The sequence below is a fragment of the Paraburkholderia sp. EG286A genome (assembly GCF_040965375.1).
GTDB lineage: Bacteria > Pseudomonadota > Gammaproteobacteria > Burkholderiales > Burkholderiaceae > Paraburkholderia.
Genome location: NZ_JBFRCB010000017.1, coordinates 31,792 through 54,323, shown reverse-complemented (window position 1 = coordinate 54,323; position 22,532 = coordinate 31,792). Strand labels below are relative to the sequence as shown.

Annotated in this window: 14 protein-coding genes; 11 read left to right on the top strand and 3 right to left on the bottom strand. The window is 64.8% G+C overall.

Annotation, left to right across the window (positions count from 1 at the left end):
• Positions 1-15 precede the first annotated feature (15 nt).
• A complete protein-coding gene (locus AB4Y35_RS40590) occupies positions 16-867 on the bottom strand; it encodes a hypothetical protein (protein ID WP_368708698.1) in 852 nt (283 codons plus the stop codon).
• A gap of 520 nt (positions 868-1,387) precedes the next feature.
• Here AB4Y35_RS40590 and AB4Y35_RS40585 point away from each other — a divergent pair.
• From AB4Y35_RS40585 to AB4Y35_RS40550, 8 genes are all read left to right on the top strand, one after another.
• Positions 1,388-2,956 carry a multicopper oxidase domain-containing protein gene (locus tag AB4Y35_RS40585; RefSeq protein WP_368692423.1) on the top strand — a complete coding sequence of 523 codons (1,569 nt, stop codon included), beginning with the start codon at positions 1,388-1,390 and terminating at the stop codon, positions 2,954-2,956.
• Positions 2,957-3,136: 180 nt separating this feature from the next.
• Positions 3,137-4,657, top strand: a complete 1,521-nt coding sequence (locus AB4Y35_RS40580; protein ID WP_368708722.1) for a multicopper oxidase domain-containing protein — start codon at positions 3,137-3,139, stop codon at positions 4,655-4,657.
• Positions 4,658-4,674: 17 nt separating this feature from the next.
• Positions 4,675-12,951, top strand: coding sequence for an Ig-like domain-containing protein (locus AB4Y35_RS40575; RefSeq protein WP_368708697.1), 8,277 nt, complete (start codon positions 4,675-4,677; stop codon positions 12,949-12,951).
• Complete coding sequence (locus tag AB4Y35_RS40570) at positions 12,948-13,442, top strand: hypothetical protein (RefSeq protein WP_368692425.1); 495 nt, start codon at positions 12,948-12,950, stop codon at positions 13,440-13,442. Before AB4Y35_RS40575 ends, AB4Y35_RS40570 begins: the two co-directional genes overlap by 4 nt.
• A 108-nt stretch (positions 13,443-13,550) precedes the next feature.
• A complete protein-coding gene (locus AB4Y35_RS40565; RefSeq protein ID WP_368708721.1) occupies positions 13,551-14,417 on the top strand; it encodes an outer membrane lipoprotein-sorting protein in 867 nt (288 codons plus the stop codon).
• Between the two features lie 29 nt (positions 14,418-14,446).
• Positions 14,447-15,283 carry a hypothetical protein gene (locus AB4Y35_RS40560; protein ID WP_368708696.1) on the top strand — a complete coding sequence of 279 codons (837 nt, stop codon included), beginning with the start codon at positions 14,447-14,449 and terminating at the stop codon, positions 15,281-15,283.
• Positions 15,284-15,381: 98 nt separating this feature from the next.
• On the top strand, positions 15,382-16,998 hold the full coding sequence (locus tag AB4Y35_RS40555) for a c-type cytochrome (RefSeq protein ID WP_368708720.1): 1,617 nt from the start codon (positions 15,382-15,384) through the stop codon (positions 16,996-16,998).
• A 69-nt stretch (positions 16,999-17,067) separates the two neighbouring features.
• Positions 17,068-17,577: a DUF1269 domain-containing protein gene (locus AB4Y35_RS40550; protein ID WP_368708695.1), complete on the top strand. Its 510-nt coding sequence runs from the start codon at positions 17,068-17,070 to the stop codon at positions 17,575-17,577.
• A 158-nt stretch (positions 17,578-17,735) separates the two neighbouring features.
• Here the strand turns inward: AB4Y35_RS40550 and AB4Y35_RS40545 are convergent, their stop codons facing one another.
• Entirely contained in the window at positions 17,736-18,314 is a 579-nt protein-coding gene (locus tag AB4Y35_RS40545) for a lytic transglycosylase domain-containing protein (protein ID WP_368708719.1), read from the bottom strand.
• A 607-nt stretch (positions 18,315-18,921) separates the two neighbouring features.
• Between AB4Y35_RS40545 and AB4Y35_RS40540 the strand changes: the two genes are divergently transcribed.
• Positions 18,922-19,701, top strand: coding sequence for a response regulator (locus AB4Y35_RS40540; protein WP_368708694.1), 780 nt, complete (start codon positions 18,922-18,924; stop codon positions 19,699-19,701).
• A gap of 17 nt (positions 19,702-19,718) precedes the next feature.
• Here AB4Y35_RS40540 and AB4Y35_RS40535 read toward each other — a convergent pair whose 3' ends face one another.
• Complete coding sequence (locus AB4Y35_RS40535) at positions 19,719-21,053, bottom strand: ATP-binding protein (protein WP_368708693.1); 1,335 nt, start codon at positions 21,051-21,053, stop codon at positions 19,719-19,721.
• A gap of 125 nt (positions 21,054-21,178) precedes the next feature.
• On the opposite strand from AB4Y35_RS40535, the gene AB4Y35_RS40530 reads away from it, so the two are divergent.
• Positions 21,179-21,760: an SCO family protein gene (locus AB4Y35_RS40530; protein ID WP_324162455.1), complete on the top strand. Its 582-nt coding sequence runs from the start codon at positions 21,179-21,181 to the stop codon at positions 21,758-21,760.
• Between the two features lie 30 nt (positions 21,761-21,790).
• On the top strand, positions 21,791-22,459 hold the full coding sequence (locus AB4Y35_RS40525) for a response regulator (protein ID WP_368708692.1): 669 nt from the start codon (positions 21,791-21,793) through the stop codon (positions 22,457-22,459).
• Positions 22,460-22,532 lie beyond the last annotated feature (73 nt).

Here is a 22,532-nt window from a genome sequence, read left to right as displayed (position 1 = left end):
GAGGCAGGCGCCGGGTCAGATCTGCAGCCGCTCGAGCACTTCAAGGAAGAGCAGCACCGCAATGAGGATGCCGATCCACCTTACCGTCAGTCTGAGGTTGAGGAGCGTCGGTCCCAGCGAGCTCACGGCTTCCGCGACGACCTTCGCCGCTCCCTCCGGGTCGCTGCTCGCCGCCGAGCCACGCAATGACGCCGTTGCAAAGTCGATCCGCAGGTGGGTGACATAGCCAGTCGCTATGTTCGGCCATTCGATCGTGTCGTCGCTTTCATTGGGACGGAGAAAGAGCCGGGGCTGGCGTGCCGGCTCGGCCGCGGGATCTTCGGACGTATAGAGGTGCCGCATTGCCAGACCCAGCTCTACCGCGCCAAGCTGGCCGTCCGAGATCGCCTTCGCGAGCACCTGCAGGCAGGCGGGGGGAATGTGGCACGCGAGCCACCATTGATCGGGCTCTCCGGCCTCGTCGTCGGCGGGATTGAAGCCTAGCCGGGCGGTGCCGAGCGCCACATCGGACATCGAGTTGCCCAGTTCGTCTTCCAGCGCGCGCAGGCCAAGCCGGTCGGCCGTGCTGACGTCGCGGGCTTCGAAGCTCACCTGAAGCATGCGCGTCGCCAGCTGGGGAAGGCCAATGATCGCAAGCTCCTGGCCGTCGAGATGCGCCACGCCGTGGAGCGATGTGGACAGAACCGGCTGCCGGTCCTGATCCAGCGGCTCGACGAGCTGCTGCGCCACCTGAAGCTGTTCCAGCTTCAACCACATCGACATGGTGGGGTAGTAGGTCCGCTTCGCGCTTTCCAGTTCGACGACTTCAAGAGCGTGATCTGTGCGTTCGACGAGATTCACCACCGCTCTCTTTTCCAGAAAATCCATGTCCCACTCCCGCCGCTAAGTCCGCCAAGTCCCTCGCCGGCATGAGACCAGGAGGTGAGTGCCGTCCGTCTGACCGCGTGATCGAGAAGCGTCCGCGGTATTCGCATTTTCGCGTGACGTGAATAGGGGGGATTGTACCCATCGGAAAGTTCGCCGCTATATGCCACAGGGCACATAAGAACGACCTTTCAATCCTCAGATGGATTCGAAGAACCACGTCGATCTGAAATGCTAATGAAAGCAATGGCGCTGCGCGAGCGGTCCGCTTCCATGCCGGAATCTCGGCATGACGGGTCGCTTGTGTGGGCCAGGACACACTCCATCGCCCGTCAGCAACGCGACCGCGCAACGCGATGGGTTTGCCCTACTGCAAGTGTAGGGAGGTGACCCATCGCAGGCTCCGCTGCCCATATCCAGAATCCACATACGGGTCAGTGTGACGATCGCATCAGCCCGCAACTGCAGTTGAGCGTGACGTTCAGCGCCTGACGCGCTGCTTGACCCCAAGGACGGAGGTCATATGTTCAGCATCCGCATGTGTCGCAATAGCGTGGCAGCCCTGCTGTGCATGATGTTTGCGATCCCCTCATTTTCCCAGTCGTTCATGGTTCAATGCCCGCCGACCACGCCCTCCCATCCGACGGCGCTGGCGGCGGGCGCCGGCGAACCGCCGTACACGGGACCGTCCTTCACGGGCCAGACCTCGGCATCGACGGGTGTCGTCAACGGCGCCATCAAGTGCCAGCAGATCTCGGGTGGCGACGGTTACGCGACGATGGCCAATGGTGTGCAGACCTATCTGTTCGCGTTCGGGCCGCTGTCCGGTCTCGCCGACATCAAGGCGGGCCTGCCCGGCACGCAGTTCGCCTCGGTGTTCAACACCGTCGGCGATCCGAGAACCGACCCGACCTATAACGGCGCGGTCGGTCTCACGCCCGATCCGGAATCCACGCCGCCCGGCCAGCTCACGGGCCATGTCGACCCGCGGCCGATCATGGACATCGGCGTGATGAACGGCAACGAGCCCGCGCCGATGATGGCGATCGACGAGGACGACGAGTTCTTCCTCACGCTCACGAACGTCGGCATGATCATGCGCCCTGACCTGTTCGAGAAGCACACGGTGCACTTCCACGGCTATCCGAATGCCTCGTCATTCTATGACGGCGTGCCGGACGCGTCGGTCGCGATCAACATCGGCGCGAGCTTCACGTACTACTACCTCGCGCCGGATGCGGGCACCTACTTCTGGCACTGCCACATCACGCCGCCGGAGCACCTGCAGATGGGCATGGTCGGCCAGATCTTCGTGCGTCCGCGTCAGAACCGCGTACCCGCAGGCCAGTCGCTCTACCAGTCGCTGGTGCTGCAGCAGCAGGATCTGCGCACGCGGTGCGGCACCGACATTCTGTGCACGACGCCGCTGCCACCGCAAAACGGCGTGCTGCACGTGAACAACCTGAGCGGGACGCCCACGCTCTACGCGTACAACGACGGCGACGGCTCGACCGCCTACGACGTCGAGTACCCGGTGCAGATCCACGGCTTCGATCCGAACTTCCACTTCGTCGGCATGACGTTCAATCCGGAGCCCTTCACCGACATGAAAGACAAGTTTTTCATGCTGAATGGCCGCAGCTATCCGGACACCGTCAATCCGAATCCGCTTTCGACGCCGGCGTCGGACGGCGTGCCGCGCTTCTCGCAACCGCTGCCGTCGCTGATCAATATCCCCGTCGGCGGCAAGGTGCTGCTGCGCATCTCCGATCTCGACGTCACCGAATATCAGACGCTCGCCTCGCTCGGCATTCCGATGCACGTGGTCGCGGTCAATGCGCGGCTGCTGCGCGACATGGCCGGCAACGACATGACCTACTACACGAACTCGATCACGCTCGGCGGCGGGGAGTCGCTCGACCTGATCCTCGACGCCAGCGACACGACGAAGTATCAGTCCGGGCAGGTCTTCTACCTGTACACGCCGAATCTGGATCATCTGGCGAACGACCAGGAAAACTTCGGAGGCCTGATGACCGAGGTGCACATCTGCAGGTCGGTGGATCCGAAGACGAAGGTCTGCACGCTATGAGACGCATCATGCACGCGATAAAGACGGTTCATGGCTGGCCTGCCATGGACCCGGCCAGGAAGTCCTGCACTTAGGAGAAGAGCCGTGGGACACATCACTTACCGCATCGGGATCGCGACCCTCGCGCGCCTCGGACGGCTTGCACGGTTCGGCGTGGCGGCGCTCGCGGCGCTCTTCTGCATGCAGGTGCATGCGGCCGCGCCTGGCATCACGGGAACGCATTTCGACCTGCGCGCCGAGGCGAGCCGCATCACCCAGCCGGACGGCAACAGCGTCTATTCGTGGGGCTACGGCTGCAACTCCGCGCCGGCCGGATTCTCGCCGCCCAACATTGCCGGTGCGAACTGCCCGAGCATGCAGATTCCCGGCCCGACGCTGATCGTCAACCAGGGCGACATCGTCACGGTGACGCTCACCAACAATCTGCCGGCGGCGGCGGGCAACACGTCGATCCTCTTTCCCGGGTTCGACGTCTGCATGGGGACGATCGACCCGACGACGCGGCTCTGCTCCGGCACGCCGACGGGCGTGCAGGGCCTGCTCACGCGTGAGGCGTCCCACACCGTCACGGTCACCTACAGCTTCATCGCCGCCACACCGGGCACGCACGCTTACTACAGCGGCACGCAGGGCGATCTGCAGATCGAAATGGGCCTGTATGGCGCGGTCATCGTGCTGCCCACGTCGTCGCCCGGCACGCTCGCCGTGCCGACCGGCTGCAACCCGATCCAGGGCACGCGCAAGCTGCTGGACGGCCAGCCCGACTTCCGCAATGCCGCGGCGGCCTACAATCACAGCGCGGCGTGCTACGACCGCGAGTATCTGTTTCAGTTCTCCGAAATGGATCCGCGCATTCACGCACAGGCGGAGCAGCAGGCCAGCAACGCCTGCACGAGTCCAACCGGCTGCATGACCGTCGAAACGGAGCCTTATCACCCGGCGTACTACATGGTGAACGGACGCTCGATGCCGGACGACATGGACCCGAACTACGCGGCGCAATATCCGAATCAGCCATACAACGGCAATCCGCACATGCACCCCGGCGAGCTGGTGCTGCTGCGGATCATCGGCACGGGCCGCTGGCAGCATCCATTCCACGAGCACGGCAATCACGTGCGCGTGCTCGCGCGCGACGGCAACATGCTGCTCGCCAAAACGGACGCGACCAAGGTCGCCGGCCCGCTGCTGTTCACGACCACGACGACGCCGGGCCTTGCGATGGACGGGATCTTCTACTGGACGGGCAAGGGGCTGAACTGGGACGTCTATGGGCACTACCCCGGCGACGGCAGCGTCTGCATCCCGGATGCAAACGGCTACTACACGCAGGATCCGACGGCGCCGAACTATTACGAGTGGTGCGCGGATCACAACAAGGCGCTCGAAACCCATCCGTTCGGCAAGGTGGGGAGCGGCGGCCCGGTGACGTTGCCCGACTCGCACGTGCTGACCAACGGCTTCTGGTACGGCGGCAGCCCCTATCTCGGCCCCGATGCGACCATGCGCGCGACTTCACCCACGGGTACGACGCCGCCAAGCGGCACCGTGGTGAATCCACCGCAAACGGAAGCTGGCTTTGCATTCATGTGGCACTCGCACAATGAGCGTGAGATCACCACGAACAACATCTTCCCTGGCGGAATGATGATGATGATGCTCGTTGATCCGCAAGCGTTCCTGATCGACGAATCGAACTAGAGGCGGGGAGAACGGCGATGAGATCCACCACACTCAAGGCAAATCTGTTAGGGATGCTTAAGGCGTCGATTGCCGCTTCCGTATTGCTGAGCGCGAGCGGGATGGCATTCGCCCAGGCATCCGTCACGCTGACTGCGAAGGCCACCACGGCCGTGATGTCCGACGGGCAGGCGGTGCCGATGTGGGGTTACAGCTGCACAGCGGCCGGTGCGCCGGCCACGTGTACGGCGGCGAACCCCGGGGCAGGGGCGAACTGGTCGCCCGTCGTCATCACGGTGCCGCCAGGTCCGCTCACGATTAATCTCGCCAACAGCCTGCCCGGCGCCGTGCCGACCTCGCTCGTGATCGTCGGGCAACTGGGCGGCGGTCTGGGCACGTCGGCGACGAGCATGCCGAGCCCGACGCACCCCACCCAGACCGCGACCACATGGCCGACCGCTGCCGCCGCGCCCGGCGGCGCGACCTTCACGCCGCCGACGCAAACGGCCCGCGTGCAGTCGTTCGCGACCGAAGTGGCGCACGGCAGCACCACCGCGCTCACGTGGAGCAACCTGAACCCGGGCACCTACCTGATCGAGTCGGGCACGCACCCGTCGATCCAGGGGGCGATGGGGCTGTATGGCGTGCTGGTGGTGAGAACGGCGGCCAACGGCACGACGCCCGCGCAGGCGTATCCGGGCATCAGCTACGACACCGACGTGCCGCTCGTGCTCAGCGAAATCGATCCGGTGCAGAACACCGCGGTCGCCGCCGCGGTCGCGACGCCGGGCTTCAGCGAAACCCTGTCCTGGTCCGGGCAGCCGGGCGGCTGCGGCGATTCGAAGTCGACTGCGTTCGGCACCTGCTATCCGCCCACGGTGAACTACGATCCGCGCTACTACCTGATCAACGGCGTCTCGTTCGACCGCACCAATCCGGGCGCTTCGACCTTCGCCGCGACGAGCGCCGCGACCACCGGGCCGGTGATGCTTCGCTTCGTCAACGCGGGACTGCGCATGCACGTGCCGGCCGTGGTCGGCGCGCAAACGGGCGCCACGCCGGTCTCCGGCTTCGCGTTGATCGCCGAGGACGGCAACGTGCTGCCCGGCAATCCGCGGATTCAGTCGGAAGTGTTCATGGCGGCCGGCAAGACCTACGACGCGCTGGTCAACATGCCAGCGGCAGCCGCTTCCGCGCTGCCGGTGTTCGATCGCGAACTGAGCCTGTCGACGAACAACGCGCGTGACGGCGGCATGCAGGGTTACATCAGCGTGAACAACTCCACCGCGGCGTCCGCTGCCGCGGTGGCGAACGCTTCGGTCACCGGTTCCACCTATTTCTTCGTCCCCGGCAAGACGCTGACCGTGTCCGACCCGGCGCGAGGCGTGGCGGCGAAGGACGCCAACGTCTATGGCGTGCAGGTGAAGACGCCACCGACTGGCGGCTCGCTCACGCTGAACCCGGACGGCACGTTCGTCTACACGCCGAGTCAAGGGACGACGGCCGACAGCTTCGTGTACCAGGCGAACGGCAATCCGAACGCCTCGGCGACGGTGACGCTCACCGCGTGCACGACGGGCAACGGGTGTCAGTCCGGACCGCCCACGGCCGGCAACGCCGCCTATACGAGCAACATCGCCTCGCGGCTGCAGATCTCCGAGCCCGGTGTGCTCACTTACGCCAGCGATCCGAATGGCCTGCAGCTCACCGCGACGCTGGTCGGCACCCCTTCGGGCGGCTCGGTCACGCTGAATCCGGACGGCTCGTTCTCGGCGAGCCCGGCGACGGCGCCAACGGGCAGCGCGGCATCCGCCAGCGTGACGTTCCAGTATCAGGCGGTGAACGCGCAGAATACGGCGAGCAACACGGCGACCGTGACGGTGACGTTCAAGGGCGGCAGCGGACTCGTCGTCAACGTGCTGGACGCGCCCAGCACGCAGCCGGGCAAGACGCCGGTGAAGATCAGCGACTACCGCTGGATCATCGAGGAAGACCGCACGTTCCAGATCGATCCGGCGTGCCAGGTGAACTCGCCCACGCGGCCGGCGACGTGTCCGCCGCTGCCGGTGCCGAGTCTCGGTGCGAACTTCCATACGAGCTACATGCCGGTGGTGGCGGCGGGCTGTGTCGGCGTCGCCGCGTGCGAAGCGGGGCAGACGGTCTACGATCCGGTCAGCCAGACCCACAAGCCGGCGGTGTGCGACATCGGCAACGGCGTGTGCCGGACCACGGCGGCGCAGCAGGTACCGGTGGATCCGTCACAGGTCGCGCTCGATCCGAAGAAGCACTATTACATTTCGATCCTGCCGGGCAACGCCTACAACTCGTTCACGAACGGCGGCGGCGCTCCGCAGCCGGTCGATCCGGCCAACCCCTCGGGCGCGCAGCGGCAGTTCGATATTTCCAAAGACTGTCCGAGCGTCGCGAACTTCGCGCCCGGCACGGGCAAGTGCGGCAACGGCATGGGCGGCGCGCCGATCGCGGCAGGGCAGACTTCGGTCAACGTGCTGCTCGAGGAATCGCCGTTCCCGACAGCGAAGGTTTCCGTGTTCGTGTTCGAGGATGACGCACCGCTGAACGGCGAAGTGGACGTGAGCGGCGGCACCGACACCTTCGGCTCGGCCCGCGAGCCGGGACTCGGCGGCTTCGAGATCAAGCTGTGGGACGACGCCGGCGGCAGCGGCAGCCCGACCGGACAGATGACTTACGACATGTTCAACATGCCGCTGTCCAATTCGCTGGCGGGCACGATCGACCCGGTCACCCAACTCAATGCGTGCCCGATTTCGACGAACCCCGACGGCCTGGTCGGCATGGTCCCGACCTGCCCGAAATACGAGTCGGACGGCAAGACGCTGTCGCCGCTCGTCGGTCAGGCGATCGTCGCCAACCTGATGCCGGGCCGCTACGGCATTGTCGCGACGCCGGCGGCCGACCGGATCGCGCGCGGCGAAGAGTGGCTGCAGACGAACACGCTGGACGGACAGAAGGCCCACGACTCGTTCATCAAGATCGGCGGCCCGGCTTACTTCCAGGAGTTCGGACCGGCGGGCTTCCACGTCTCGATCGGCTTCGCGAACCCGAAGATCGTCAACGCGCGGCTGCCTTTGCTGTGCGCCACCTCGACCTGCAACAACGGACTCAAGGGGCGGGTGACGAACCTGCACTACAGCCGTCCGCCTGACGAGCACCTGTACGGCAGCCAGTCGCGCAAGCCGTTGAGCTTCACGCAATGCTATGTGAGCGTGGGCGATCCGGATGGCGAAGACTACGCGTTCACCAAGTGCAACGCGGACGGCACGTTCAGCTTCACGGGCCTGCCTGCGGGCATCACTCGAATCACCGTGTTCGACCAGTGGAACGACCAGATCGTCGACGGGCTCGCATCGGCCGTGACGCTCGGCGGCGGCGCGGTGACGGACGCCGGCGACATCGCGGTCCTTCAATGGCAGACGAATCTCTATACGCGAACGTTCCTCGACACGAACGGCAACGGCGTGGGCGACCCGAGCAAGCCAGGGCTCGCGCTGCTGCCGACCAACATCCGTTTCCGCGACGGCAGCTATTCGGACTTCAACAACACGGACATGAACGGCTATGCGTCGTTCAACGAAGAGTTCCCGCTGTTCAACTGGTACGTCGTCGATACCGACCTGACCCGCTTCAAGCAGACGGGCGTGCACGTCGTCTATGACGCGGGCGGTCCGCCCGACGGCACGCCGGGCGGAGGCAAGTCGACCATTGCCGCGAACTACGCGAACACGCAGGAATCGGTCCATCTGCCGACGAACCTGCGGGTGCCGGGCGCGGTGTACTGCAACGACGCGGACTGCAACGACCGCTCGGGCTCGAATCCTTCGACCGGCCGGGTCGATCCGCCGTGGGTCACCACGATGGGCTGGCAGGGCTTCTCGGGCCAGAGCTCGTTCATCGAGTTCGGCAAGACCCAGTACGCGGCGAACGAGAATGGCGGCATCCACGGCGAAGTCGTCTACGCCTCGACACGCCCGTTCGACGACCCCGCCTTGCTGGTTCACACGAAGTGGACGCCCGACGTGCCGAACGTCACAGTGAACCTGTACCAGGAAGGCGTCGCGGCGGACGGCTCCACGAGCCTGAAGCTCGTCGACACGACGAAGACCGCGAGCTGGGACGACTGGGCCCAGGGCTTCCGGACGGACGGCGTGCCGAACATGAACTGTCCGGGCCAGAGCACCAGCGATCCGTACTTCTTCACGCTGCAGAACACGAAAATGTGGCTCGACCCGCAGCAGCGTGCGCTGCCCAACAACTCGCAGTTCAAGTGCTATGACGGCATGCACGTGTTCAACCAGGTGCAGCCGGCGCCGTACGACGGCATGTACCAGTTCCCGAGCGTCACGACCCGCAATCCGCAAAGCGGCCTGCCGACCGGCACCAACTGCACGATCTGCCAGGCGAATCCCACCAGTGACGGCACGCAGATGCTGCCGCCCGGCAAGTATGTGGTCGAGATCATCGTGCCGCCGGGCTACGAACTGGTGAAGGAGGAGGACAAGAACATCCTGATCGGCGATAACTACATCGCACCGGTAACGCAGCAGTTCGGCGGCATCGGCGACATCTTCATCCTGCCCGATCAGGCCGCGATGAACTCCACCTACAACCAGAACAACGCGCAGAATCCGACCACGAATCTCGGCTCGACCCCGCACGCCGAAGGCGACACCGGGTCCATCGAACGCTTCTGGCCGTGCGTCGGCGAGCTGCGGATCGTGCCGGACTACATCAGCCTGTTCCCGGGCTCGCAGGAAGTCTCGCCGTTCGCGGGGGCTTCGAGGAACCTGTGCGATCGCAAGGAGGTGGAACTCACCGACCAGAGCGCGGTGCTGGCGAAGTTCTGGATCTTCAGCTCGACGCACGTTGCCGCGCACTATACCGGCTTCATGCTGGACGACTTCTCGTCGGAGTTCGACCCGTACTCGCCGCAGTTCGGCGAAAAGTTCGCAGTACCGAACGTGCCGGTATCGTTCAAGGACTTCGCGGGCAACGAAATCTCGCGCACCTATTCGGACCAGTGGGGCATCTTCAACGGATTGACCTACTCGACCTGGCAGGTCAACCCGCCGAACCCGACGGGCTACGCGCCGACGATGATGGTCGCCTGCATGAACGACCCGTATATGGCCGACCCGGCGCACTCGGGCCAGACCATCAAGGACCCGCTCTACAACCCGGCATACAGCCAGTTCTGCTACGAGATTCCGTTCATGCCGGGACAGACGCAGTACATGGACACGCCGGTCGTGCCCGTCTCGGCCTTCGCGGACGGCTATAACCAGGTCGACTGTGCCTATCCGGACGGCACGCCGGGCATTGCCTCGGTGACCGGCGACGCGATTGCGGGCAATACGTCCGCGGGCAGCAACGGCGGCGCGGGCCCGTGGGTCAGCTCACCGCTGAAGACGCTGACGATCACGTCGGTCGGCACGCAGCAGGTGCCGAACCACGCCTACACGGGTCCGAGTGCCACCGGCGCGCCGTTCAACCAGAAGTTCATCACGCGCAACTACGGTTTTGGCCAGCAACGGGGCGTCGTGACGATCGCGGGCATCCCGGCGCTGGTGACAGCGTGGAGCGACGCGAAGATCACGGTGGTCGTGCCGCCTCTGCTCGGTGCCGATGCGGCCTGCACGATCCAGCAGCGCGGGGTGGCGACGCCGACCCAGTGCGGCCAGCTCGTCGTCACCGCGGCCAGCGGCAAGCGCTCGATCGACGCGGTCACCGTCACGGTCGGCGGCAAGGCGCCCACCTTCGTGGGTGGCGAGAACACGGCGGGCAATGCGATCCAGACCGCGATCGACCATGCCGCTCCGGGCGACATGATCGTCGTCGGTCCGGGCACCTACAAGGAGATGCTGCTCATGTGGAAGCCGGTGCGGCTGCAGGGCGTGGGTGCAACGTCGGTGACCGTGGACGCGAACCCGCATCCGTCGGGCAAGCTCGACCCGTGGCGCAGGCAGGTAGGGTGCCTGTTCGGCGATGCGCTGAACGGCGGGCTGATCTCCGCAAGCAATCCGTACGACTCGACCGGTGCGTACAGTTGCCTCGCCTCGATGCAGCGCAAGATCGACGGGATCCCGTTCGAGCCGACTTCCGGCTGGGATTTCAACCTCAACGGCAACCTGGCGGAGACGCTGATCGAGCCGACGCTGATGGGCGCGTACGAAGGCGCAGCGATCACCGTGCTCGGCAAGGGCGTGAAGGACGTGCTGGTGGGCGGTGTGCTGACCCAGGACCAGAACTGTGTGGCGAACGGCATCTGCACGCCGCTCACCAACAGCGCTGCGGACTGCACTGCCTATCCGAGCAACTTCCTGTGCAACCCGTCGCGCATCGACGGCATGTCGTTCACGAACAGCTCGCAAGGCGGCGGCGGTATCTACCTGCATGGCTGGAACCACTACACGGAGGTGTCGAACAACCGCGTCTTCTCCAATGCGGGAACGCTCACCGGCGGCATCATCGTCGGCCAGGTCGAAGTACCCGACGGCAACATCGCGGCGGATAACGTGACCCAGCTGGCGTTCCAGTACAACGTCCACGTGAACGTGCACAACAACCAGGTCACGTCGAACGCTTCGTATGGCGACGAAATCAATTCGACCACGCCGTCTTCGGCCGGAGGGGTGACGTTCTGTTCGGGCGCCGACTACTACAAGTTCAACTACAACTGGGTATGCGGCAATATCAGCAGCGGCGACGGCGGCGGTGTCGCGCACTTCGGCTTCAGCTACAACGGCGACCTGTCGCACAACTGGATCCTGTTCAATCAGAGCAACAACCCGACGCTGCCGACGTACGGCGGCGGGCTGATCGTTCAGGGCGTGCCGCCTGACGGCACCTTCTGCGAGAACGCGGCCACCGACGTCGACTGTGCGCCGCAGCTTTCGGACGGCGCGGGCCCAGGCATCACGATCGACGGCAACATGATTGTCGGCAACACGGCGGAAAGCGGCAAGGGCGGCGGCCTGCGCCTGCAGAACGTCAACGGCACCGACGTGCAAAGGAGTCCAAACGACAGCTCCCGGTGGTATCGCGTGAAGGTGACGAACAACATCATCGCGAACAACGTGGCGGGCTGGGCCGGCGGCGGCGTGTCGCTGCAGGACGCGGTGGCCGTGAGCTTCATCAACAACACGGTCATCTCCAACGACACGACGGCGACGGCCGGCGTGCTGTTCAACACAGCCGCCGCGACCCAGGCCAATGTCGGGCCGCCGAACTGCACGACCTCGGGTTCGGAAACGACGTGCCAGCCGACCACGACGTCGCAGTACGAGCCGGCCGGGCTCGAGACCGCGCGCCACACGCAGAACCTGGTGGCGGCATTCACGAGCCCGAACGTGACGTGCCCGGCGGGCAGCCCGCACTGCACGACGTTCTCGAACCCGGTAATCACGAATGACCTGTTCTGGCAGAACCGCACGTTCTACATCACAGTGGGAGGACTGGATCCGGGCATCGCCGGGCTGCAGAACGTGGTCACGCTGAATCCGTCGCTGAATCAGGCCGGGCACGCCACGGGCTATTGCGATCCGAAGGCGGTCTACTGGGACATCGGCGCGTTCGGCGACACCGGCGCCGCCAACCATGGGTCCGGTCTGACGATGAACCCGCGGTACTCGATCCTGACCGACGCCGGCGACTATCCGAACGCGAACAACAGCGGCTCGAATCCGGGTGTCGTGCATCAGTACTGCAACGGTGCGCGCGTGCCGCCGGAGGCGGGTGGCATCGGCATCACGGTGCCGCCGGGCATCGCGGACACGGTGCTGCCGAATCCGTTGTTCAGCCTGCTGCCGTCGGCGACGCCGGACGAGGGCAACAACTGGATCAACATGTCGTACGGTCCGCTGTCGCTGTTCAACGAGGCGAGCACGGGCACGCAACTCAACACGCTGCTCGGCAACTACACGATCCCGGGGACCTCGCCTGCGGTCAACCATGCCACGGGAGCGGGTGCGCCGAATCGCGACATCTTCGGCACGCCGCGGCCGCAGCTGGGTGGCTACGACATCGGCGCAGTCGAGTTCGTGAGAGCCGGCGTGTTCGCAGGGCAGCCGTACCCGCTCGCACTCGGGGTCAACGATCCGTCGACGCTGCTCGGATTGCTGCAGGGGATCTTGCCGAACGCCGCGAACGCCGGAGGGCTGCCCGGCACCGCGGGCGCACAGGGCAACCAGGGCAATCAGGGCCAGCCTGTGCTGCCGGTGGGTACGCCGCCCGCAGTCACGACGCCGGCGGGTCTGAAGACACTGGGAGCGTTGCCATGAGCCAGCGTCGCGACCGGTCGCCGCGGGCCGTGCTGCTGGCCGGCAGTATCTGCCTCGCCGCCGCCTCGCTTCAGCCGGCGGTGGGCGAGGCCGGTGCGAGCGCGGCGGCGAAGCAGTCGCCGTACTCGCCGGCGAGCCTGCCGCAGCGCGCGAAGGGCTACTACGAAATGATGCAGGGCATCGATCACCTGAGCGTGCGCCGCACGGCGTCGGGCAACCTGATCCGCTTCAGCTATCGCGTGACGGACCCGGTGGCCGCGCGGCCGCTCGGCGAAAAGACCGCGACGGCCGTGATGTTCGGGCGCACGAGCCATGCGTTGCTCGAAATCCCGGTAATGGACAAGGTCGGCGCGCTGCGCCAGAGCGGTCCGCTGGAAACCGGTCAGGAGTACTGGATGGTGTTCTCGAATAAAGGCGGTCTGATCAAGGCCGGGGAGCGCGTCGACGTATTCGTGGGGTCGTTCCACATCGACGGGCTGATAGTCGAATGATGGCGCACGCGCTTTTCTGCGCAGATGAAGAGGAGATGACTCATGAACCGCTTTCTTTCGCTGGCGATCCGGACCGCGTCGGTGGTGACGCTCGTGGCGAGCGCTCCCATGGCGCTCGCGGGGTCTTCTGCGGCGAGCGCACAGACCGCGGGCGCGGCGCACATGAGCGCCGCGCAGATCGTCGAGCGCAACGTCGCGGCGCGCGGCGGCCTGCAGGCGTGGCACGCCGTCAACGCGATGACGATGTCGGGGCAGCTCGAGGCGGGCGGCACGAAGAATACGAAGCTGCCTTTCACGATGACGCTCAAGCGCCCGCGCAAGAGCCGCATCGAGGTCCGCTTCAACGACCAGACGGCATTCCAGGTCTATGACGGCGCGCAGGGCTGGAAGGTCAGGCCGTTCCTCGGCCGCAACGAAGTGGAGCCCTACACGCCCGCGGAGGCCAAGGCGGCCGCATCGTGGGCCGAACTGGACGGTCCGCTCATGGACTATGCGGCGAAAGGCACGCGCATCGAAGTGCTCGGCATGGAAATGGTCGAGGGCCACCGCGCGTATGTGCTCAAGCTTTCGCTGAAAGACGGCACATCGCGCCGCGTATGGATCGATGCGGCCAGCTTTCTCGAACTGAAGGTCGACGGCGATGCGCGCAAGCTCGACGGCAAGATGCACAACGTCGCCATCTTCTATCGCGACTACCGCAAGGAGGGCGGCCTCGTCATGCCGCATACGCTCGAGACGGTGGTCGTCGGCGCAAGAGGCACGCACAAGCTGATCATCGATAAGGTCGCGCTGAATCCGCAGGTGGACGACACCGCGTTTGCCAAGCCTCAGGTCACGGTGGCGAAAGTGACGCATCCGGCGCCCGTCGTCAGCGCCAGCCCGGGCCCGAGCCCGCGTCCGGCGGTGAATGCGAAGCCAGGCGTAAGTGCCAATTCTGGCGCGCACCCGGGCCCGCGCCAGAGCGCAAGCCACTAGCCGCCGGGTGCCCCATGAGGTTGACGGCCATGAAACCAGTCGTGGTATGGATACTCGCCGGCAGCGTGGCGGCGGTCGTGTTCGCGGGCGAGCAGATCCCCGCGCACGAACTGGGCGCCGATGAGATCGTCGAGAAGAACGTCGAGGCGAGAGGCGGCCTCGACGCGTGGCGCAAAGTCCAGACCATGATCTGGTCCGGTCACGTGGATAGCGCCAATGCGCCTGCGCCGGATCTGCCGTTCGTCCTCGCCATGAAGCGCCCCAACAAGACACGTTTCGAGGTCACCGTGTTCAACCAGAAGTCCGTGCGCGTATTCGACGGCAAGCAAGGCTGGAAACTGGGCCCGAACGGCATGGGCAGCGCGACGCCGCGGCCGTACTCGATGGACGAGGCGAGCTCCGCGCGCGACGAGCAGGTGATCGACGGGCTCCTGATCGACCATGCAGCGAAGGGCGTCACCGTCACGCTCGAGGGCAGGGATCAGGTGGGCGGGCGCGATGCGTATCGTCTTGCCGCGAAGCTGCCATCCGGTGTGATCCGCCATGTATGGATCGACGCTCAAACGTTTCTCGACGTGCAGGTCGACCACCAGGTGCGCACGCCGCGTGGCCAGACGGTCGTCGTGGAGGTGAATTACAGCGACTTCAGGAGCGTCGAGGGTCTGCAGATACCGCTCGAGATCGAGAGCGGCGCGGCGGCGTCCGACAAAAAGGACAAGCTGACGATCGACAAGGTGTCGCTCAATCCGGTGCTGGACGACGGCATCTTCACGAGGCCCGCGCCGCCGCAGATGCACCGCAAATCGGTTTCGATCGACGTCGATGCCTCGCCGGCACTGCCTGGCGCGGGACATCCGTCGCCCTGATCATGAAGCGCGCGGCAAGCGGGCCGGGAGGCCGCACACGGGCTCCGTCGCGGGCGGCGCGATGGCTGGCTCCATGCGCGATGCTCGCCGCGCTGATCATGCCTGTGCGCGAGGCGCGTTGCGCGCCTGCCGCCGAGCCGGTCGCGACGGCAAGTGCCGGGCAGGCCATCTATCAGCAGGGCGTACTGGGTTCGGGCGCGGCGCTCGAGGCGATGCACGACGGGGGCGTGCGCCTGCAAGGCGCAGCCGCAGCCTGTATGAACTGTCATCGCCGCAGTGGCCTGGGTTCGAGGGAAGGCAACAGCAGCATCCCGCCGATCAGCTGGCGCTACCTCGTCGAGCCGCGCGCACAAAACCCGGAAGACGGCGACTTGCCGTACGTACCCGGAATGCGCGCCGAACGTGAACCGTACACGGAGGCGACGGTCGCGCGCGCCATACGCGAAGGCATCGACTCCGAAGGCAAGCCGCTCAGCAGCCTGATGCCGCAGTACGCGCTGAACGACGCCGACATGCAGGCGCTGATCGGCTATCTGAAACAGCTCGATCGGCGCAGGCCGACGGGCGTCACCGATACCGTGCTGCACTTCGCGACGATCGTCACCCCCGATGCGGACCCGGTGAAACGCGCGGGCATGCTCGATGTCCTCACGCATTACTTCGCCGACAAGAACATCTTTCCGCTCGGCGCGGTGCCGCCGTTGCGTTCGTCGCGCAAGATGATGTTCATGGTGAATCGGCGCTGGGAACTGCACGTGTGGGAGCTCAAAGGTCCGCCGGACACGTGGCGCGGGCAACTCACGCAGTTTCTGGCCCGGCAGCCCGTGTTCGCCGTGTTGTCGGGTCTCGGTGGCAAGAACTGGGCGCCGATTCACGACTTCTGCGAAGAGGAGGCCGTGCCGTGCCTCTTTCCCAACGTGGAAGTGCCGGTCGAAAACGATCGCGACTTCTATTCCGTGTACTTCTCGAAGGGCGTGCTGCTCGAGTCGGAGCTGATCGCGGCGCGCATCGTCGATGAAGCCGGCGCGCCGCCGGCGCTGGGAACGAAAGAGGCGAAAGCGTCGACGCACGTCTGGCAGGTCTATCGCACGGGAGACAACGGCGAACGCGGCGCCCAGTCGCTCGCCACGGCGCTGGCGGCTCACGGCATCGCGGTCTCGAACCACGTGCTCGTCCCCGGCGAGGCCGTTGCCGGTGCGCTGCGTGGCATACCGCGCTCGGACGTGCTCGTGCTGTGGCTGCGTCCGCCCGATATTGCGGCGCTCGCGCGAATCCCTCCAGCGACGCATACGGTGTTCATGTCGGGTCTCATGGGCGGGCTGGATAGCACCCCCCTGCCGGCGAGCTGGCGTGGCGTCACGCGCCTTGCATACCCGTTCGATTTGCCGGAAGGGCGGCGCGTGCGCGTCGACTACGCGTTCGGCTGGTTCTCGATCAGACAGATACCGATGGTGGCGCCCCAGGTGCAGGCGGACACCTACCTTGCCTGCGGTCTGCTCGCCGAGACCCTGAGCCATATGGTCGATGCGTTCGTGAGGGACTATCTGGTGGAGCGGATTCAGGACATGCTCGAACGCCGCATCCTGACGGGCTACTATCCGCGCCTGACGCTGGCGCCGGGGCAGACGTTCGCATCCAAGGGCGGCTATATCGTCCGCTTTGCCGGGCCGGACCACATCAAGCTCGTCGCCGACGGGGACTGGATCGTGCCGTGAGATCGATGGCGTATTGCGGGAGCGTGTCGTGCATCTGCACACTTTCGACGGAAAGCGGGAATAGCTCAAATGCGACGCGTCTATTTTTTGCTGCCCAACGCACAGCGCGCGCGAGCGGTCGCCAGCGAACTGCTGTTGCATCAGGTCGAGTGGCGGCATATGCATGTCATCGCCAACGAGAATGTGTCGCTCGACGGCTTGCCGCAGGCGTCGCTCGCGCAACGCAGCGATCTGCTTGCTTCGCTGGCGCGAGGCGCGGCAGTGGGCTGTGCGACCGGGCTGCTGGTGGCGCTGATTGCGCTTGTCTGTCCGCCCGAAGGCGTGCGGATCGCCGGCGGCACGGTGGCGATCCTCGCACTTTCAGGCGCAGGATTCGGCGCCGGGGTAGCGGCGATGGTCGGCGTCGAGATGTGCAATACGCGCTTGAAGCGCTTCGAAGAAGCGATCCTCCGCGGCGAGCTTTTGATGATGATCGACGTCCCGAAGGAGCGCGTGGAAGAGATCGAGGACATGATCGAGCTTCACCATGCACAGGCGCACGGCGAGGGATCGGACAAGACCATTGCCTTGTTTCGGTGACGTGTGCCCGCACGCGGTAGACAACGGAGGGAGAGCGTAGGACGCAGCACCCCTGCAAGTGTTCGCGTTCTACGTCGCAGAGGGCGTCCGGCCGACTGAACTGGTCCCCAGTCGGCCGGTTCGCTATGCAGGCAGTCTGGTGGCGCGCAAGCCGGCGATCAGCTGGCCGCGAGAAGCTGCTTGTAGCGCGCCAGCACGCGCGGCACGTACAGACGTGTTTCCGGCAGCGACGGCACGCGATAGCCGGCGCGAATCACCGCATTCTCACCGGCGTTGTAGGCGGCCAGCGTGAGTTCTACATCGTCCTTGAACAGATCGAGAAGGAAGCGCAGATAGCGGGCGCCGGCCAGCACGTTGTCTCGTGGATTGAACATGTCGCCCTGCGAGAATCGCGCAGCGGTTTCCGGCATCAACTGCATCAGTCCCAGCGCGCCCTTGTCCGAAACCGCCTTCGGGTTGTATCCCGACTCGATGTCGATCACCGCGCGAAGCAGTTCGGGTTGAACGCGAAAGGAGCGGCTCGCTTCATCGATCACGTCCGCGTACAACGGGGAGTCGGCGCCGCCCGGTGACTTGCGCGACCGGCGCCTCGCGCCTGGTTCGCCTGGCGGTTCGCCCGCGACGATCACCTTCAGTCCTGGCTTGCCGCGCACGTTCGTCAGAACGATGGCGCCGTTGCTGTCGACCGTGCCGAAAATCTGTGCGCATGCCGTTCCCGGCAACACCGCACCAAGCATCGCGAATGCGGCAATGAGCGCGTTTCCGAAGCTGGGTGACGGGTGGCAATGCATCGCTTTTTTCTCCTGCACCTGAATTGTGGTGGAAGAAAAAACGGCCCGGCAATGGGGCACCTCCCTACACTTTGTGACGCGAGAGAGCGGCCAAAAAGCCCATTGCAAAAACTTAACATTAGAAACAAATGGTAATAGACGGTAATCAACGACGGCCACCCGTCCGTCATGCGCAGTGCCTGAATTCTTCTCACTGGATGCAAAAAATATCGATTAGTTTTCACCCAATGATAAAAGCAAACGGATTTCCCGCTATCCCTTGCAATGGCTAATCTTCTGGAGATTCCAAAAGAGTTCGAATTTGAAACATTTTTCGGCGCTCGATGCACTGCCGAAATGCCTCGAAAAGTGGAGATGCGCGCCGTTGCTCGCTCTGCGCGAAGTGGCGTGAACCTTGCGGAGGGCAAGCGCGCACACAGTAACCCGAAAATAACATAAAGCTAACAGTTAGGAATTCGAATGTAAAGAGTGAAAGCTGTGTGGAAGGAAAGAATTTCGTCAAATCGTTAATACGGTTATGACGGCCGAGGGCGCTGGCACCGGGAGACAAGACGTGAATACCAAATGTCGCGTTGTAATCGCAGAGGATCACGATCTGCTGCGAAATGGTCTACGTTCGATGCTGTGTGCGCAAGCCGACTACGACGTCGTCGGCGAAGCGCGCGACGGCAAGGAAGCCTGCCAGCAGGCGATGACGCTCGCCCCTCATCTGATCCTGATGGATCTGTCGATGCGGGGGATGAACGGCATCGACGCCAGCGCGACAATCAAACGGCGCTCGCCGGGCATCCGGATCATCGCGCTCACGGTGCATCAGAGCGAGGAGTACGTGCGGGAAGCGCTGCGTGCCGGCGTCGACGGCTACGTGCTGAAGGACGTCTCGTTCGAAGAGCTGCTGGTCGCGATGCACTCGGTCATGCAGGGCAAGAAGCATCTGAGTGCGGACGTCTACGGGTATATGGTCGACTCGTTCGTCAGCGGCCGCGAAGCGCCCGCACCGAAGCATGCCTGGGACGTGCTGACGGCGCGCGAGCGCAGCGTGTTGAAGCTGATCGCGGAAGGGCGCACCAATCGGCAGGTCGGACAATATCTGAACCTGAGTCCGAAGACGATCGAGAAGTATCGCGCGAGCATGATGCACAAGCTCCATATTGCCAACCTGACCGAACTGGTGCTCGTAGCGATGAGCATGGGCTTGCTGACCTCGCTCGCCGCCAAATGCGCCGAGCCGGACGTGAGCGACGAGCATTTGCCGGAACGCACCGATCCGGCGCCGGGCTCGGGGCCAGGCGGCGAAGAGCCCGAATACCGGCTGGGCGAGACGGGAACCTGAGTGCGGCGAGGCCGGCGCTAGCGCGTCCAGGTCGCGCAGACGAGCGTCCCGGTCGCCGCGGACGACTCGATCGAAAACGCGCCGCCGTGCGTTTCTACGCGGTGCTGCATGCCGACGAGTCCCAATCCTGTTGTATACGCTTCGTCCGTGGCGAACGGATGGTTCTCGTAGCCAATGCCGTTGTCCCGAATCGTCAGCACGAGGCGGGCCGCATCGCCGCGCAGGCTGAGGGAGATCTCGGTTGCCTCGGCATGCTTGACGGCGTTGTTCAGCGCCTCCTGAGCGACTCTGAACATGTCTGCTTTCAGATGCTCGGGCACGTCCTTGTCGGCGACATCGCAGTCGAACACGACCGACATCGCCTCCGTGCCGCGTTCGATGCGCCGGCACAGCGAACCCAATGCCGCGGGCAGCCCCAGTTTGTCGAGCATGAGCGGCCTCAGTTCGCCGCATATCTGCCGCACGTCGCCGATCGTTTCGCGGATCCTGAATACGGTTGAATCCAGCAGCTGCACCGCATCGTCGACCTGCCCGCGACGGATGCGCATCAGCGCGTCCTCGGTCATCAGCTTGACGAGGGTGAGCGCCTGGCCGAGGCCGTCGTGCAACTCCGAAGCGAGACGCTGGCGTTCTTTCTGCTGACCTATCATCAGATACGTCTGGCATAACCGCTCGCTCGCGGCGAGCCGCTCGGCGGGGTCGGCAGCCCCGGGTTCGATGATCAGCGGTTCTTCGAAAAGCGTCAGCAAGACGCCCGAATCCATCGCTTTCGTGGGCACCCATTGCTGATGCAGTGCAAGCCGCGTCGGGTGACCGGTCCGGCCGGTGAGCACGGCGCTGAAGGAATGAAACTCGCGAACTGCGCTGGCGGACAATTCGTCTGCCAGCGCGGCATGAGCGTCGTCGGGCGCAAGGTCGACGAGGCCCTTGCCGATGAGTTCGGCGCTCGAATAGCCGAGCAGTGCGGCCGCGCTGCGGTTGGCCGAGACGAAGGTCCCATCGGGCATGAGAATCGCGAGCGCCGCGCCACGCGCGTCGGTGACGACGCCGGCGTCGGCTTGGCCGGCGCAGGCCGCACTACGAAGCTTGCGCATTGCGTCGATCAGATCGAGCAATCTTACCTGCGGTCCCCCTGGCTGAATCGCATCCATTGGAGCTCCCCGATGCGTCGACATAATCCGATCGTAAGAATACCGGGATTTTAGGCCGTGAGCGATGCAAGCCGCAACGGGGAATGTGTGGGCTCGTAGTGTGGGGACACCCCCATTGCACGGTGCGGGTTTTCCATCAAGCGGGCATACCCTACCGTCGTTTGGGGCCCCTCCACCCATGACGCTCGTTGGCAAATTCATGACACTGGGCTCGCAAGGGAGTGAAAGCGCCGCGACCTGCGCATCGCGAGAAGCGACCTTTCTCCTCATTTCTGGAGACCGGTATGAACAGGACTGCAAAATTAAGGCTCGGGGTGCTGGCGGGCATGGCACTCGCGGCAACCGCGGCATGGAGTGCGCCGGCCGATGACGCCGCTGCCGATCCTCACATGCATCATCACATGATGGCTGGCATGACGACGCGCACGACCGAGCAATACACGCTGCCTTCGGTCGACCTCGTGCGCGACGACGGCAAGACCGTTTCGCTCGTCGACGAGTTGAACGATGGCCGTCCGGTGATCGTCACGTTCATCTATACCACCTGCACGACGATCTGCCCGATGACCAGCCAGACGCTCGAGCAATTTCAGAACGATCTGGGCAAAGACCGCGACAAGGTCCATATCGTCTCGATCTCGATCGATCCGGAAGAGGACACGCCTGCGCGTCTGAAGGCCTACGCGGCCAGGTTCGAAGCCGGCCCCGAGTGGCAGCACTATACCGGCACGGTCGAGGCGAGCATTGCGGCGCAGCGCGCGTTCAACGTCTATCGGGGCGACAAGATGAATCACACGCCGGTTGCCTTCCTGCGCGCCGCGCCGGGCAAGTCCTGGCTGCGCATCGACGGCTTCGCCACGCCGTCGGAGCTGCTCGCCGCCTATCACGATGTCGTCGCTTCCAACTAGGCCTGCAGCGTCCCGCAAGGAGCGACGAAATTGGAAAAAAGACATCGTGTGCTGATTGCCGAGGACCAGCATTTATTGCGCAGCGGCCTTTGCCGCATGGTTTCCGAACTGGACGACTACTGCATCGTCGGCGAGGCGAGCGGCGGGCTCGAGGCCCATCGCCTCGCGAGAGAGACGCTGCCCGACCTGATCCTGATGGATCTGACGATGCCCGGCGGCAGCGGCTTCGAAGCGATCACCGCGATCAAGCGCGAGTTTCAGCGCGTCCGGATCATCGTCCTTACCGTGCACTGGAGCGAAGACCATGTGCGGGAGGCGTTCGCCGCGGGCGCCGACGGCTACGTGGTCAAGGACGCGTCGTTCGATCAACTGGTGCGGGAAATGCGCTTCGTGATGCAGGGCAAGCCCGCGGCCGGCGCCAACCGGATCAGCGGAGGGGCGCACGGATCGCAGGAGGACTTCGCCCACAAGGCGCAGCTCTGGAACGCGTTGACGGGCCGCGAACGCACGGTGTTGCGGCTCGTGGTCGAAGGGCACACCAACCGTCAGGTCGGCGAGTGCCTGAGTCTCAGCCCCAAGACCATCGAAAAGCATCGCGCGAACCTGATGCGCAAGCTCGGCATCCGGAACCTGAATGGTCTCGTGCGCATTGCGATCGACATGGGCGTGCTGTCGTTGCCCGACGACGAGCATGTGTGAAATCCCTCCAGACGGGAGCGTGCAACTGGAGGGTCTTTACCCATGTCTTTGGACGGCACTCCCTACTTCTTGC

Coding starts and splice junctions, on each gene's coding strand:
- AB4Y35_RS40575 (WP_368708697.1), top strand. CDS start 4,675: ATGAGATCCACCACACTCAAGGCAAATCTGTTAGGGATGCTTAAGGCG.
- AB4Y35_RS40590 (WP_368708698.1), bottom strand. CDS start 867: ATGGATTTTCTGGAAAAGAGAGCGGTGGTGAATCTCGTCGAACGCACA.
- AB4Y35_RS40555 (WP_368708720.1), top strand. CDS start 15,382: ATGCCTGTGCGCGAGGCGCGTTGCGCGCCTGCCGCCGAGCCGGTCGCG.
- AB4Y35_RS40565 (WP_368708721.1), top strand. CDS start 13,551: ATGGCGCTCGCGGGGTCTTCTGCGGCGAGCGCACAGACCGCGGGCGCG.
- AB4Y35_RS40535 (WP_368708693.1), bottom strand. CDS start 21,053: ATGAATTTGCCAACGAGCGTCATGGGTGGAGGGGCCCCAAACGACGGT.
- AB4Y35_RS40545 (WP_368708719.1), bottom strand. CDS start 18,314: ATGCTTGGTGCGGTGTTGCCGGGAACGGCATGCGCACAGATTTTCGGC.
- AB4Y35_RS40550 (WP_368708695.1), top strand. CDS start 17,068: ATGCGACGCGTCTATTTTTTGCTGCCCAACGCACAGCGCGCGCGAGCG.
- AB4Y35_RS40580 (WP_368708722.1), top strand. CDS start 3,137: ATGCAGGTGCATGCGGCCGCGCCTGGCATCACGGGAACGCATTTCGAC.
- AB4Y35_RS40570 (WP_368692425.1), top strand. CDS start 12,948: ATGAGCCAGCGTCGCGACCGGTCGCCGCGGGCCGTGCTGCTGGCCGGC.
- AB4Y35_RS40560 (WP_368708696.1), top strand. CDS start 14,447: ATGAAACCAGTCGTGGTATGGATACTCGCCGGCAGCGTGGCGGCGGTC.
- AB4Y35_RS40585 (WP_368692423.1), top strand. CDS start 1,388: ATGTTCAGCATCCGCATGTGTCGCAATAGCGTGGCAGCCCTGCTGTGC.
- AB4Y35_RS40530 (WP_324162455.1), top strand. CDS start 21,179: ATGGCACTCGCGGCAACCGCGGCATGGAGTGCGCCGGCCGATGACGCC.